The sequence below is a fragment of the Streptantibioticus silvisoli genome, assembly GCF_027947535.2.
Taxonomy (GTDB): domain Bacteria; phylum Actinomycetota; class Actinomycetes; order Streptomycetales; family Streptomycetaceae; genus Streptantibioticus_C; species Streptantibioticus_C silvisoli.
In genome coordinates this window covers 196,106-208,894 of record NZ_JAAGKO020000007.1, presented here as the reverse complement: position 1 = coordinate 208,894, position 12,789 = coordinate 196,106, and the positions used below count along the sequence as shown (strand labels likewise).

General features: G+C 74.9%; 14 protein-coding genes. 11 read left to right on the top strand and 3 right to left on the bottom strand.

Annotation, left to right across the window (positions count from 1 at the left end; genetic code table 11):
* Positions 1 to 188: 188 nt before the first annotated feature.
* From POF43_RS07995 to POF43_RS07985, 3 genes are all read left to right on the top strand, one after another.
* The gene (locus POF43_RS07995; RefSeq protein WP_271315292.1) at positions 189 to 839 is read left to right on the top strand and encodes a PadR family transcriptional regulator; all 651 of its coding nucleotides are present in this window, start codon (positions 189 to 191) and stop codon (positions 837 to 839) included.
* A 320-nt stretch (positions 840 to 1,159) separates the two neighbouring features.
* Positions 1,160 to 1,858 (top strand): pyridoxine/pyridoxamine 5'-phosphate oxidase, encoded by a 699-nt coding sequence (locus POF43_RS07990; protein WP_271315293.1) that lies wholly within the window; start codon positions 1,160 to 1,162, stop codon positions 1,856 to 1,858.
* A gap of 223 nt (positions 1,859 to 2,081) precedes the next feature.
* Entirely contained in the window at positions 2,082 to 2,642 is a 561-nt protein-coding gene (locus POF43_RS07985) for a Clp protease N-terminal domain-containing protein (RefSeq protein ID WP_271322337.1), read from the top strand.
* 197 nt (positions 2,643 to 2,839) lie between these two features.
* On the opposite strand, the gene POF43_RS07980 is transcribed toward POF43_RS07985, so the two are convergent.
* Entirely contained in the window at positions 2,840 to 3,502 is a 663-nt protein-coding gene (locus POF43_RS07980) for a pyridoxamine 5'-phosphate oxidase family protein (protein ID WP_271322336.1), read from the bottom strand.
* A gap of 50 nt (positions 3,503 to 3,552) precedes the next feature.
* On the opposite strand from POF43_RS07980, the gene POF43_RS07975 reads away from it, so the two are divergent.
* Positions 3,553 to 4,884 (top strand): aminotransferase class I/II-fold pyridoxal phosphate-dependent enzyme, encoded by a 1,332-nt coding sequence (locus POF43_RS07975; protein WP_271322335.1) that lies wholly within the window; start codon positions 3,553 to 3,555, stop codon positions 4,882 to 4,884.
* Positions 4,885 to 5,130: 246 nt separating this feature from the next.
* Here POF43_RS07975 and POF43_RS07970 read toward each other — a convergent pair whose 3' ends face one another.
* Positions 5,131 to 6,243 (bottom strand): DMT family transporter, encoded by a 1,113-nt coding sequence (locus tag POF43_RS07970; RefSeq protein WP_271322334.1) that lies wholly within the window; start codon positions 6,241 to 6,243, stop codon positions 5,131 to 5,133.
* 38 nt (positions 6,244 to 6,281) lie between these two features.
* On the opposite strand from POF43_RS07970, the gene POF43_RS07965 reads away from it, so the two are divergent.
* Complete coding sequence (locus POF43_RS07965) at positions 6,282 to 7,202, top strand: LysR family transcriptional regulator (RefSeq protein ID WP_271315298.1); 921 nt, start codon at positions 6,282 to 6,284, stop codon at positions 7,200 to 7,202.
* Positions 7,203 to 7,252: 50 nt separating this feature from the next.
* Here the strand turns inward: POF43_RS07965 and POF43_RS07960 are convergent, their stop codons facing one another.
* The gene (locus POF43_RS07960; RefSeq protein WP_271322333.1) at positions 7,253 to 7,732 is read right to left on the bottom strand and encodes a Rieske (2Fe-2S) protein; all 480 of its coding nucleotides are present in this window, start codon (positions 7,730 to 7,732) and stop codon (positions 7,253 to 7,255) included.
* Between the two features lie 256 nt (positions 7,733 to 7,988).
* Here POF43_RS07960 and POF43_RS07955 point away from each other — a divergent pair, with 256 nt between their 5' ends.
* The 6 genes from POF43_RS07955 to POF43_RS07930 all read left to right on the top strand — a co-directional run bounded on the left by POF43_RS07955 (position 7,989) and on the right by POF43_RS07930 (position 12,752).
* Entirely contained in the window at positions 7,989 to 8,813 is an 825-nt protein-coding gene (locus POF43_RS07955; protein WP_271322332.1) for a HipA family kinase, read from the top strand.
* Positions 8,810 to 9,193 (top strand): DUF3037 domain-containing protein, encoded by a 384-nt coding sequence (locus tag POF43_RS07950; protein WP_271315301.1) that lies wholly within the window; start codon positions 8,810 to 8,812, stop codon positions 9,191 to 9,193. The genes POF43_RS07955 and POF43_RS07950 overlap by 4 nt, the downstream gene beginning before the upstream one ends.
* Before the next feature lie 527 nt (positions 9,194 to 9,720).
* The gene (gene fabG / locus POF43_RS07945; RefSeq protein ID WP_271316154.1) at positions 9,721 to 10,494 is read left to right on the top strand and encodes a 3-oxoacyl-ACP reductase FabG; all 774 of its coding nucleotides are present in this window, start codon (positions 9,721 to 9,723) and stop codon (positions 10,492 to 10,494) included.
* A gap of 22 nt (positions 10,495 to 10,516) precedes the next feature.
* The gene (locus tag POF43_RS07940) at positions 10,517 to 11,290 is read left to right on the top strand and encodes an SDR family oxidoreductase (RefSeq protein ID WP_271322331.1); all 774 of its coding nucleotides are present in this window, start codon (positions 10,517 to 10,519) and stop codon (positions 11,288 to 11,290) included.
* Between the two features lie 143 nt (positions 11,291 to 11,433).
* A complete protein-coding gene (locus tag POF43_RS07935; RefSeq protein ID WP_271322345.1) occupies positions 11,434 to 12,105 on the top strand; it encodes a uracil-DNA glycosylase in 672 nt (223 codons plus the stop codon).
* 176 nt (positions 12,106 to 12,281) lie between these two features.
* Positions 12,282 to 12,752: a hypothetical protein gene (locus POF43_RS07930; RefSeq protein WP_271316157.1), complete on the top strand. Its 471-nt coding sequence runs from the start codon at positions 12,282 to 12,284 to the stop codon at positions 12,750 to 12,752.
* Positions 12,753 to 12,789 lie beyond the last annotated feature (37 nt).

The following is a 12,789-nucleotide window of genomic DNA, read 5'->3' as shown; positions in this document are numbered from 1 at the left end:
TTAGGCGGTCGCGGCGGCCGCGGGCGACGGCCAATTCGGGGTTCGTGGCACCGAAGCTTGTCGTTGACGAGTTTCCGATATATCGTTGAGGCATCGCGATCGATTGGCGACTGATCCGCAGCGGTGAAGCGGCGGACGGCCGGTCGGAGCGCGAGCATCCATCAGCAACCTCACAGAAGGAGCGCGCCATGCGTTTCCCAGGACAGGAATCAGAGCCCGGCAGCCGCGCCCACCGCGGCGGACACCACCACGAGCACGGCTGTGGCGGCCACGGGGAGTACGAAGGGCGCCGTCCGGCGTTCGGACCGTTCGGGCCGCCGTCCGGCGGACCCTGGGGCGGCGGGCCGTTCGGCGGCCCCGGCGGCCGGGGCCGCGGCGGACACCGCGGCAGGGCGCGGCGCGGCGACGTCCGCGCCTCCATCCTGGCCCTGCTCAAGGACCGGCCCATGCACGGCTACGAGATGATCCAGGAGATCGCCGAACGCAGCGGAGGGGCCTGGCGCCCGAGCCCCGGCTCGGTCTACCCGACCCTGCAACTGCTGGAGGACGAGGGCCTCATCGAGAGCGCCTCCGAGGGCGGCAAGAAGCTGTTCACCCTCACCGCGACCGGCCGCACCGAGGCCGAGGCCGGACCGGACGCCCCCTGGGAGGAGGCCGGGCGCGGCGTCGACTGGGAGGCGATGCAGGAGATCAAGCAGGCCGGCTTCGGCCTGGTGGAGGCGTTCCGCCAGGTGTGGGCCACCGGCAGCGCCGGGCAGCGCGACAAGGCGCTGAAGGTCGTCACCGAGGCCCGCAAGAAGCTCTACCTCATCCTGGCCGACGAGGACGTCGAGGACTGACGGCGGATCGCTGACAGCCGACTCCACCGTCGTCCACCGCCAGGCCACCGGCCGCGGCACGGAACCCACGTTCCGGCGCCGCGGCCGTGGCATGTGCCAGGATCACCGGGAACGCTGCCGGACCGGCGGGCCGGCCCGCCGGCGCCGCGGCGGCGTTCACCGGACGCGCCGGAATCCGCCGTGCCCGGTGAACGCCGTGTTCGGCCGGACGCCGGCGGACGAGGCGGGATGCCGACGGGCGCCCGGTGGATGCCGGCGGATGCCGAAGAACACCGGCGGACGGCACCGGCCGGCCGCCCGAACCGCTGGGGGAGTGGACCATGACCGACGACGACCGCCCGGACTCCGGGCCGGTGGCCGCGCTGCGCGGCCGGCTGCGCCACGCCCCCTCGGCCGGCGTGACGCTGCCGGACTTCGACCCGGACGCCGCCCCCGCGGCCCCCGCGCCGCTGGTCGCCGAGTGGCTGCTGCGGGCGCTGGACGAACACGTTCCGGAACCGCAGGTGATGACGCTCGGCACGGTCGACGCCGCCGGCCACGCCTCCGCCCGGGTGCTGCTGATGCGCGGGCTGGACGACGACGCGGACGGCTGCGGGTTCCGGTTCGCCTCCGACGCCGCCAGCCGCAAGGGACGCGAGCTGACGGCACGCCCCTACGCGTCGCTTACCTGGTACTGGCCGCAGCAGGGCCGGCAGATCCGGGCGGCGGGACCGGTCGAGACCCTGGACGCCGCCACCGCCCGCGCCGACTTCGCGCACCGCGGCGAGGCGTCCCGGGTCGCCGCGTTCACCGGCACGATGAGCGACCCGCTGGACGGCCCCGGGCAGTACGCGCGCGACCGCGACCGCGCCGCCCGCGAACTGGCCGCCGACCCCGGCGCGGTACCGGCCGGGCACACCGTCTACCGCCTGTGGGCCACCGAGGTGGAGTTCTTCCAGCTCGCCGCCGACCGTTTCCACCGCCGGCTGCGCTACACCCGCACCGCCGACCGCTGGGAACGCGTACAGCTGTGGCCGTGAGGCGTCCGGGCGCGGACCGGACCCGACCCGGGGGAGCGACGGTGTCCTGACGCGGGGAGGGCGACGGTCCCCCCGGCGCGTCGGACGGTGGACCCTCAGACGTCCGTCCGGGTTGTCCACCTGAAGGATGAGACGCCGTTCGCGCGTGCCCTTCCGCCGGAGGACGGGAAGATGCCCCCCGGCGGGGACGCCGGGGCCGTCGGCATCTGATGGGGTGTGAGGTGTGCGAAGCGACATCCGGCCGCAGGCCACCTCACGTGAACACGGCCGCGGTGGACGCCCGGCGGCGGCGTCCTGGGCCGGCCCCGAACTGCGTGCGGTGATAGCCGGCGCCCGGCGGCGGGCGCACCGCGACGCCGAACGGCAGATCGACACCGCCCACCTGCTGCACGCGCTGCTGGAGTGCGACGCGGGCGCCCGCGAGGCGCTCGGCCGGGCGGCGAACGGTGCCGCGGCCGCCGATCCGGCCCTGCGGGTCGCCCGGGTACTGGCCTACCTCGCCCAGCGCAGCATCGGCTACGGGCTGCGCTGGCGCTCCACCGTCGAGGGCGCCGCCGACCGGCCGCCGGCCGCCGGCTCCACCGGCTACAGCCCCTGCGCCCTGATCGCGCTCACCGACGCGGTCGGTCGCGCCGCCGCCCGCGGGGCCGGCCGGATCGAGGGCGTCGACCTGCTCGGCGCCCTCGCCGCCGACCCGGACGCCCGCGCGGCCGAGGTGCTGCGCGCCGCCGGGGTCGACCCGGCCCGCCTCGCGCCGCCCGCCGCGGACGTCGCCGAGGGGTGACGCCGGAGGGCGGTGGGCGCGATCAGGGCGCGTGGGGTCGGTACGCCCGGACGGTGGATGCCGGCCGCGGAGCCGGTGCTACGACAGTCCGATGAACGGCTCCCCCCGCTGCCGCTGCCGCTGCCGCTGCCGCTGCCGCTGCCGCTGCCGCTGCCGCTGCCGCTGCCGCTGCCGATACCGGCTCCCGGCTCCCCGGCTCACCGTTCCGTGCTGAGGTACCCGGGCAGTGCGATCGTCGGGTCGAGGTCGGCGGCGGGGGCCGGGGTGCCGCGGTGCTCGGTGACCGGGACGACGCCGGACCAGTAGGGCAGGGCCAGGTCGGCCTCGTCGTCGTTGGGGCCGCCGGTGCGGATCTTGGCGGAGACCTCGGTGAGGTCGAGCCGGACGACGGCGGTGGCGGCCAGCTCCCGGGCGTCGGCGCGGCGCGAGTCGTCGGCGCGGCCGGGCACGATGTGGTCGACCACCGCGTCCAGCGCGAGGGCGCGTTCCTTCGGGTCCGTCACCTGGTACGCGGTGCCGTGGACCACCACCGAGCGGTAGTTGATGGAGTGGTGGAACGCGGACCGGGCCAGCACGAGGCCGTCGACCAGCGTCACCGTCAGGCAGACCGGCAGGCCCGCGTCCTGCCCGGCGCCGCGCAGCGGACGCGAACCGGTCGACCCGTGCACGTAGAGCCGTTCGCCGATCCGCGCGTACAAGGTGGGCAGCACGACCGGCGCGCCGTCCCGGACGAACCCGAGGTGGCACAGGTAGCCCTCGTCCAGGATCGCGTGCACGCTCTCGCGGTCGTAGGCGGCGCGTTCCTTGGAACGGGTGGGGACGTTGCGGTCGGTGATCGGGTACGGGGTGGCCTGCGACATGGACGCGCTCCTCCTGGCGGACGTCATTGCACTAGTGCATAATGCATTTTGTGCTAGGAGAGTATCGAATCACTGGCCGGCGCGCCACGGACATCGCGGCCGACGTCGAACGGGCCATCGACCAGGGCGTGTTGATGCCCGGTGCCGCCCTGCCCCCGTTGCGGGAGCTCGCCGAGGAGCTGTCGGTCAACCCCAACACCGTGGCCGCCGCCTACCGGCTGCTGCGCGACCGCGGCGTCATCGAGACGGCCGGCCGGCGCGGCAGCCGGGTGCGGCAACGCCCCGCGACCACCTCCCGCGACGCGGTCCGGGTCGACGTGCCGCCCGGCGTGCGCGACGTCTCCGAGGGCAATCCGGACCCGGCGCTGCTGCCCGCGCTCGACCAGGCGTTCGCCGCCGCGCTGGAACGCCACGCGGCCGACCCGGCGCTCTACGGACGCCCGCCGGCCGACCCGGAGCTGGTGGCGCTCGCCCGGTCCGCGTTCGACGCCGACGGGGTCCCGGCAGGGCCGGTCGCGGTGACCTCCGGTTCGCTGGACGCCATCGAACGGGCCCTCACCGCCCACCTGCGGCCCGGCGACGCGGTCGCGGTCGAGGACCCCGGCTGGGGCAGCGTCTTCGACATGCTGCCCGCGCTCGGTCTGCGGCCGGTGGGCGTCGCGGCCGACGACGACGGGCCGCTGCCCGGCGAGGTGGACCGCGCGCTGCGGCAGGGCGCCCGGGCGCTGCTGGTCACCGACCGGGGCCAGAACCCGACCGGTGCGGCGATCGGCGCCGACCGGGCCGCGGCGCTGCGCGAGGTGCTGGCGGGGCATCCGGGCACGCTGGTCATCGACGACGACCACCTGCACGGCCTGTCCGACCTGCCGGTGCACCCGCTGTCCGGCGTCACGACGCACTGGGTGCTGGTCCGCTCGGTCGCCAAGGCATACGGTCCCGACCTGCGGCTCGGCGTGCTCACCGGCGACCCGGTCACCGTCGGGCGGATCGCCGGCCGCCACCGGCTCGGCCCCGGCTGGGTCAGCCACCTGCTCCAGCGGGCCGTCGTCCACCTGTGGCGCACCGGCGCGGTGGACCCGGCCGCGGTCGCCGCCGCCTACGCGGTGCGCCGCGACGGGCTGCTCGCCGCGCTGGCGGACCGCGGGGTGGCGGCGACCGGCCGCAGCGGGATGAACGTCTGGATCCCGGTGCCCGACGAGACGGCCGCCGTCACCCGCCTGCTGGCGGCCGGCTGGGCGGTCGCCCCCGGCGCCCGCTTCCGCCTGTCCTCCGGCCCCGGCGTGCGGGTCACCGTCTCCCCCCTGACCCCTGCCGACGTCGAACCGCTGTCCGCCGCGATCGCGGCAGCGGTACGGACGGCCGGCGCCGGGCGGTACGGGTGAGGGCGGTACGGACGGCCGGCGCCGGGCGGTACGGGTGAGGGCGGTGCGGCTCGGGGTCGACGGTTCGGCGGCTGACGGTCGGGGGAGTGGCGGGCGGTGACGTCCTACGGCCTTAGTCGGCGGCCGGCGCGGTCCCAAGGCGTTCCCGGTGCTGCCGTACCGCCGGTGCCGCCCGGCCGCCCGTGCCGCCCTGTCGGCCCGCCGCCGTGCCCTCCCAGGACGTCCCCGTGCCGTCCCTGTGCCCTCCTACGACGTCCCGCCACCGGGCTTGCCGGGCTTGCCGGCGCTCCGTGTCCGGGTCTGGGCGATGGCGGCGCCGGCCAGGACGACGAGGGCGCCGACCGGCTCGTTCCAGCTCAGGCCCTCGTGCAGCACCAGTACGCCGGCGGCGGTGGCGATGACCGGGACCACGTAGGTCACCATCGTGGCGATCGTCGGCCCGGCCTGCTTCACCAGGTCGTACTGCAACAGGTACGCCAGCCCCGTCCCCAGGGTCCCCAGCGCCACCACCGCCAGCACGCAGCGCACCGGGAAGCCGGCCGGCGCCGAGGTGAACAGCGGTACGGCGATGGCCAACTGGACGGTGCCCAGGCCCAGTTGCGCCGTCGACAGCGAAAGGGACGACTCGGGGACGCCGGCCAGGGTGCGGCGTACCCAGATCCAGCCGACGGCGTAGCTGGCCGCCGCGACCAGGGCCAGCGCGGTGCCCCGCGGGTCCTCGCCGGAGAAGCCCTGCCAGACGCCCAGCACCGTCATCACCCCCGCGAAACCGATTCCGGCGCCGGCCACCCGGCGCCGCGTCGGACGGTCCTCCGACAGTGCCACGAACGACAGCACCATGCTGAACAGCGGTGTCGTCGCGTTGCAGATGCCGGCCAGCGTCGAGGGGATCGTCAGCTCGGCGTAGGCGAACAGCGAGAACGGCAGCGCGTTGAGCAGGAACGAGGCGACCAGCAGGCGTGCCAGGGTGCGCGGTGAGCGCGGCAGCCGGTCGCGCCGCACGACCAGCACCGCGGCCAGCACCAGCGTGCCGCACGCCATCCGGCCCAGCGTGACCTGGAGCGGGGAGAACGCCTCGGTGCCGACCTTGATGAACAGGAAGCTGAAGCCCCAGATCAGCGACAGCGTCAGGAACCGGGAGCGCCAGCCGCCGAACCACCGGCGGAGCGGGGAGGAGGCCCGGTGCGCGGTGCCGTCGCCGCCGGGGCCGCGGTCGCCGGCGACGTCCGCGGGCGCGGCGGGCGCGACGAGCGCAGGCGCGACGGCCGCGGCGCCGGGCGGCGGGATGTCGAGGGGTGAGGGGCAGTCGGCGGGGGCGGTCATGACGCTAGAGTGCCGGGCGAGCATCTCGTAGGACAAGGCAATAAGAATAAGCAACCATGCTTAGGAACGCTTACATGTTGAATCTCGACCGCCTGCGGGTCCTGAACGCCATCGGAACCCATGGCTCGGTCAGCGCGGCGGCCGACGTGCTGCACGTGACGACCTCGGCCGTCTCCCAGCAGATGGGCAAGCTCGAACGGGAGACCGGTCAGCAACTGCTGGCGCGGCACGGCCGCGGCATCCGGCTGACCGACGCCGGACGGCTGCTGGCCGGGCACGCCGAACGCATCCTGTCGATGGTCGAGGTGGCCCACTCCGAGCTGGAGGCGCACCGCGGCGCGGCCGTCGGCACCCTCGCGGTCGGCGCCTTCCCGACCGCCGCGCGCGGGCTGTTCCCCGGGGTGCTCACCGCGTTGCGCGACGAGCACCCGCAACTGCGGCCGTACGTGGAGGAGATCGAACCGGCCGAGTCCCTCCCGCTGCTCCTGCGCGGCGACCTCGACCTGGCCGTCGTCCTCGACTGGTACAACAAGCCGCTGCCGTTGCCCGACGGGCTGTCCAAGGCGCCGCTGCTCGACGACGTCACCGATGTCGTCGTCCCGGCCGGCCATCCGCTGGCCGACCGCGCGTCGGTCGTCCTGGAGGACTTCGCCGCCGACGACTGGATCGCCTGGCCGCGCGGGCAGTTCTGCCGCGAGTGGCTGCTGTTCACGCTGCGCGGCAAGGGCGTCGAGCCGCGCATCGTGCACGCGGCGGAGGAGCACCAGACCCAGATGGCGCTGGTCGCGGCCGGTCTCGGGGTCGCCGTCAGCCCCCGGCTGGGCCGCGGCCCGGTGCCCGACGGGGTGCGGGTGGTGCCGGTGCGCCAGACCATGCGCCGGCACGTCTACGCCGCCTGGCGCACCGACACCGACCGGCGTCCGTCGGTCCGGGTCACCGTCGGCGCCCTGCGCCGGGCCGGCCGGGAGATCGCCGCGGCCGACGCTGCGCGGTGACGGGCGTCCCGGGCCCGCCATGACGTGGCGGCGGACCCGGGAGGCGGGCGTCAGCCCAGGGTGATCTCGCCGCCGGAGACGGAGAACTTCTCCGCCGGCAGCGGGCGCGGTGCCGGGCCGCCGGCCACGCTGCCGTCCGCGATGTGGAACTTGCTGCCATGGCACGGGCAGTCGATCGTGCCGTCCTTCACCTGCGCGACGGTGCAGCCCTGGTGGGTGCACACCGCCGAGAAGCACTTGAACTCGCCCGCCTTCGGCTGGGTCACCACGACCTTCTGGTCGGCGAAGATCTTGCCGCCGCCCTCCGGGATCTCCGAGGTCTTCGCCAGCGCGGTGCCCGAGCCGCCGGCGGGCGCCGAGGAGGACCCGCCCGATCCGCCGGCCGCGGACGGCGCCGCCGACGAGGTGGCCGACTTGCTGCCCGAACCGCCGCAGGCGGCCAGTGCCACGGCCAGCCCGCTGGCGCCCGCCATCGCGACCACGGTGCGCCGGGTGGTGGCGCCGGTGGGGGTTGCGGAGGTGATGTCCATACGTGTGTGTCCTTCTCGGTCGTCCCGCCGGACCCGGTGCCGCCGGGACCCCGTGGGAGGGCCGCCGGCCGGCTGGTCCGTACGTCTCCACCTCATACGCGCCGCCGCCTGTCGCCGTTCACCGGCGCGCCGGGAATCCTCGCGATCGTCCGCGCCGGGAATCCTCGCGGCGGTCTTGGACGGTGCCGTCGGCCGGCCGCCGCGGGCCGTGCGAAATCCGGTGGGCGCGGCACCCGCGCCCCGATAACCTGGCCGGATGCTCTCCGAAGTGACCGCGATCCGCTACATCACGCCGTTGCGTGAGGGCGGATCGGTGCCGGGGATCGTCGAGGCGGACGACCTGGGCACGTACGTGGCGAAGTTCACCGGCGCGGCGCAGGGCCGCAAGGCGCTCGTCGCCGAGGTGGTCGCCGGTGAACTCGCCCGCCGCCTGGGGCTGCCGATGCCCGAGCTGGTGCGGCTGGAGTTCGACCCGGTGATCGCGCTCGGCGAGCCGGACGAGGAGGTGCAGGACATCCTCAAGGCCAGCGGCGGCCTCAACCTCGGCATGGACTACCTGCCCGGCTCGGTCGGCTTCGACCCGCTCGGCTTCGAGGTCGACCCCGAACTCGCCGGCCGCGTCGTGTGGTTCGACGCGCTGATCAACAACGTCGACCGCTCCTGGCGCAACCCCAACATGCTCATGTGGCACGGCGGCCTGTGGCTCATCGACCACGGCGCCGCCATGATCTGGCACCACAACTGGCCCGGCGCCGCCGCCTCCGCCGCCAAGCCGTACAACGCCACCGACCACGCGCTGTCGCGGTTCGCCACCGAGGCCACCGTCGCCGCCGCGGCCGCCCGGCTGGCCCCCGAGGTCACCGCTGACCTGCTCGCCGAGGTCGCCGCCGCCATCCCCGACGAGTGGCTGGCCGGCGAACCCGGCTTCGACGACCCCGACGACGTGCGCCGCGCCTACGTCGCCACCCTCGCTGGCCGCGCCCCGGACATCGCCGGCCGCATCACGCTGACCGGCGCCCCGCGGCAGGCCGATCCACCGCCGCAGTGGCTGCGCCCGTGGGTGGAGGGGAAGGCCAAGTGACCTCCAGGGACGTCTTCGAGTACGCGGTCGTACGGGTCGTGCCGCGCATGGAGCGCGGCGAGATGATGAACGCCGGCGTGCTGCTGTACTGCCGGGCCCGGTCGTTCGTGGCCGCCCGCATCCACCTCGACGAGGACCGGCTGCGTGCCCTGGACCCGGCCGCCGACCTCGCCGGGGTGCGCGCCGCGCTGCGCGCCGTCGAAGGGGTCTGCCGGGGCGGGGCGCACGCCGGGCAGGCCGCCGGCGACGACGCGGGACGCCGGTTCCGCTGGCTGACCGCGCCGCGCAGCACCGTCGTCCAGCCCGGCCCGATCCACACCGGCCTGACCGCCGACCCGGCCGCCGACGTCGACCGCCTGCTGGACCTGCTGGTGCGCTGACCCCGCCCACCGGGCGGGTCGGCGGCACCGGTGCCCGTGGGGTCGGGCCGGGGATCCGGTGCGGCGTCGGCCCGGTACGGGGGTGCCGACGGCGGACGGTGTGAGGCCCGGCGGCGGGCTGCCATTGCGCAACGGGGGACCGGCCGCGGTGTCGGCCAGCCGCTGACCCGGGCCCGCCACCGGTGCCGACCTGCCACCGGCCCCGGCCGCCACCGGTGCCGACGCGCCCCTGGCCCCGACCCCTGCCGCCCCGGCAGGCATACGAATGCCACCGGCCCCGACCAGCCGCCGGCCCCGGCCGCCACCGGTGCCGACGCGCCCCTGGCCCCGACCCCTGCCGCCCCCACAGGCATACGAATCGCCCCCCGCACGCGTACGGGTGCCCCCCGGCGGGCGTGCGCGGCGCGCATGCGGTGAGCCACATCCGCCCGTGGGGCGTTGACACTCGGTCATGGCCCCCCTACCGTTTCGATGCCGGATACTAAGCGGTCGCTCATGCACGGCCGCTCCCGAAGCGAGGAGAGCAGATGGCCATCGAGCAGTCCGCCACCGAAGAACGCGTCGCGATCGTCACCGGCGCCGCCCGCGGCATCGGCGCCGCCACCGCGATCCGGCTCGCCGCCGAGGGCCGCGCGGTGGCCGTGCTCGACCTGGACGAGGCCGCCTGCAAGGACACCGTCGAGAAGATCACCGCGGCCGGCGGCCGGGCCCTCGCGGTCGGCGCGGACGTCTCCGACGAGGAGCAGGTCACCGCCGCCGTCGCCCGGATCGCCGAGGAGCTCGGCGCGCCCACCATCCTGGTCAACAACGCCGGCGTGCTGCGCGACAACCTGATCTTCAAGATGAGCGTCTCCGACTGGGACACCGTCCTCAACGTGCACCTGCGCGGCGCGTTCCTGATGTCCCGCGCGGTGCAGAAGCACATGGTGGACGCCAAGTTCGGCCGCATCGTCAACCTGTCCTCGTCCTCCGCGCTCGGCAACCGCGGCCAGGCCAACTACGCCGCCGCCAAGGCCGGCATGCAGGGCCTGACCAAGACCCTCGCCATCGAGCTCGGCAAGTTCGGCGTCACCGTCAACGCGGTCGCGCCCGGCTTCATCGCCACCGACATGACGGCCGCCACCGCCGCCCGCGTCGGCATGGGCTTCGAGGACTTCAAGGCCGCCGCCGCCACCCAGATCCCGGTCGCGCGCGTCGGACTGCCGGAGGACGTCGGCAACGCCATCGCGTTCTTCAGCGGCGACGCGGCCGGCTTTGTCTCCGGCCAGGTGCTGTACGTGGCCGGCGGACCGCTCGACTGACCCGAGAGAAGGCATCCACCCCATGAGCACCCCCGAAGGCGCAGCCAGCCCCGAAGGCGGCCGCGTCGCGATCGTCACCGGCGGCAGCCGCGGCATCGGACTCGGCATCGCCCAGGCCCTGGTGGCCCGCGGCGACCGGGTCTGCATCACCGGCCGCACCGAGGACACCCTGAAGGAGGCCGTCGCCTCCCTCGGCGAGGGCAACGCCATCGGCGTGGCCGGCAAGGCCCACGACGAGGCCCACCAGGCGGAGGCCGTCGAACGCACCATGGAGGCGTTCGGCCGCGCCGACTTCCTGGTCAACAACGCGGGCACCAACCCGGTCTTCGGCCCGATCGCCGACCTCGACCTGAACGTCGCCCGCAAGGTGTTCGAGACCAACGTCGTCTCGGCGCTCGGCTTCGCCCAGAAGACCTGGCACGCCTGGCAGAAGGACAACGGCGGCGCGATCGTCAACATCGCCTCGGTCGCGGGCCTGGCCCCCTCGCCGTTCATCGGCGCCTATGGCGTCAGCAAGGCCGCGCTGGTCAACCTCACCATCCAGCTCGCCGCCGAGTTCGCGCCCGGCGTGCGGGTCAACTCCATCGCCCCCGCGGTGGTCAAGACCCGGTTCGCCGCCGCGCTGTACGAGGGCCGCGAGGAGGAGGCCGCGGCCGGCTACCCGCTCAAGCGGCTCGGCGTCCCGGAGGACATCGGCGGCGCGGCCGCGTTCCTGCTGTCCGAGCAGGCCGGCTGGATCACCGGCCAGAACCTCGTGGTGGACGGCGGGCTCTTCCTCGGCATCGGCGTCGCCTGACCCGGGCATCGGCGCCGCCCGACCCGCGTCCGGATCCCGGCGGCACCCGCCGCCGGGGTCCGGGCACGGTCGATGTCCGAGGGTGACGGTACGTTTCCTACTGAGTAACGGAACGCGTACCGGAGGTTGTCGACGTGCCCAGCATGCTGCCCGATTCCTGGCAGGCCGTCCTCGGTGAGGAACTGGAGAAGCCCTACTTCCAGGACCTCACCGAGTTCGTGGAGAAGGAACGGGCCGAGCACAAGGTCTTCCCGCCCCGCGAGGAGGTCTTCGCCGCCCTGGACGCCACCCCCTACGACCGGGTCAAGGTGCTCGTCCTCGGCCAGGACCCCTACCACGGCGAGGGCCAGGCGCACGGCATGTGCTTCTCGGTCCGCCCCGGGGTGAAGACCCCGCCGTCGCTGCGCAACATCTACAAGGAGATGACCGACGAACTCGGCCTGCCCGTGCCGGACAACGGCTACCTGATGCCGTGGGCCCGGCAGGGCGTGCTGCTGCTCAACGCGGTGCTCACCGTCCGCGAGTCCGAGGCCAACTCGCACAAGGCCAAGGGCTGGGAGAAGTTCACCGACGCCGTCATCAGGGCCGTCTCGCGCCGCGAGGACCCGGCGGTCTTCGTGCTGTGGGGCGGTTACGCCCGCAAGAAGGCACCGCTGATCGACACCGACCGGCACATCGTCATAGAAGGCGCCCACCCCTCCCCGCTGTCCGTCAAGCTCTTCCGGGGCAGCAAGCCCTTCACCCGGATGAACGAGGCGATCGCCGCGCAGGGCCATCCGCCGGTCGACTGGCGCATCCCCGACCTCGGCGTCTGACCGCGCCCGGCGGCCGGCCCCAGGGAAACCTTCTCCCGCCGGCCGGCCGCCTCAGCCGTTCGGCTGTTGCCCGCCCGAGCCGCGCGCTCCTACCCGGCATCGTCCGCGCCCCGCGGTTAGCGTCGTAGGGGGCAGGCGGCGGCGAAGGAGGCGGTGTGGCGGTCAACCATGACGAGATGACGACCCGGATCGGGCAGGTGGTGATCCTGCTGCACGGCGGCGACCGGGAGGAGGCCCGCAACCGGTTCGCCGCGCTGTGGGAGGAACTCGGCGAGGACGGCTCGGCCCTGCACCGGTGCACTCTCGCGCACTACATGGCCGACAGCCAGGACGATCCCGAGGACGAACTCGCCTGGGACCTCGCCGCCCTCAAGGCCGCCGACTCCGTCGCCCGGGGCCGCGCCCCGGCCACCCGCTGGCGGGAGACCCCGCAGCCGTTCCGCGGCTTCTACCCCTCCCTGCACCTCAACCTCGCCGCCGACTACCACCGCCTCGGTGAGCACCAGCTCGCCCGCGGCCACCTCGGCCGGGCCCGCGAAGCGGCCGGCGCCCTCGCCGACGACGACTACGGCGACGGAGTACGCGCCGCCATCGCCCGCATGGGCCAGCGCCTGCCGTCCGATCCCGGCGCCGACCAGTCCGCGTGAGCCGGACGGCGCACCGTCGCCGTCAGTCCCCGTACGC

Excerpts from the sequence above, each read along its gene's own strand:
- POF43_RS07995 (WP_271315292.1), top strand. The coding sequence starts at position 189 with ATGCGTTTCCCAGGACAGGAATCAGAGCCCGGCAGCCGCGCCCACCGC.
- POF43_RS07990 (WP_271315293.1), top strand. The coding sequence starts at position 1,160 with ATGACCGACGACGACCGCCCGGACTCCGGGCCGGTGGCCGCGCTGCGC.
- POF43_RS07980 (WP_271322336.1), bottom strand. The coding sequence starts at position 3,502 with ATGTCGCAGGCCACCCCGTACCCGATCACCGACCGCAACGTCCCCACC.
- POF43_RS07965 (WP_271315298.1), top strand. The coding sequence starts at position 6,282 with ATGTTGAATCTCGACCGCCTGCGGGTCCTGAACGCCATCGGAACCCAT.
- POF43_RS07960 (WP_271322333.1), bottom strand. The coding sequence starts at position 7,732 with ATGGACATCACCTCCGCAACCCCCACCGGCGCCACCACCCGGCGCACC.
- POF43_RS07955 (WP_271322332.1), top strand. The coding sequence starts at position 7,989 with ATGCTCTCCGAAGTGACCGCGATCCGCTACATCACGCCGTTGCGTGAG.
- fabG (WP_271316154.1), top strand. The coding sequence starts at position 9,721 with ATGGCCATCGAGCAGTCCGCCACCGAAGAACGCGTCGCGATCGTCACC.
- POF43_RS07940 (WP_271322331.1), top strand. The coding sequence starts at position 10,517 with ATGAGCACCCCCGAAGGCGCAGCCAGCCCCGAAGGCGGCCGCGTCGCG.
- POF43_RS07935 (WP_271322345.1), top strand. The coding sequence starts at position 11,434 with ATGCTGCCCGATTCCTGGCAGGCCGTCCTCGGTGAGGAACTGGAGAAG.
- POF43_RS07930 (WP_271316157.1), top strand. The coding sequence starts at position 12,282 with ATGACGACCCGGATCGGGCAGGTGGTGATCCTGCTGCACGGCGGCGAC.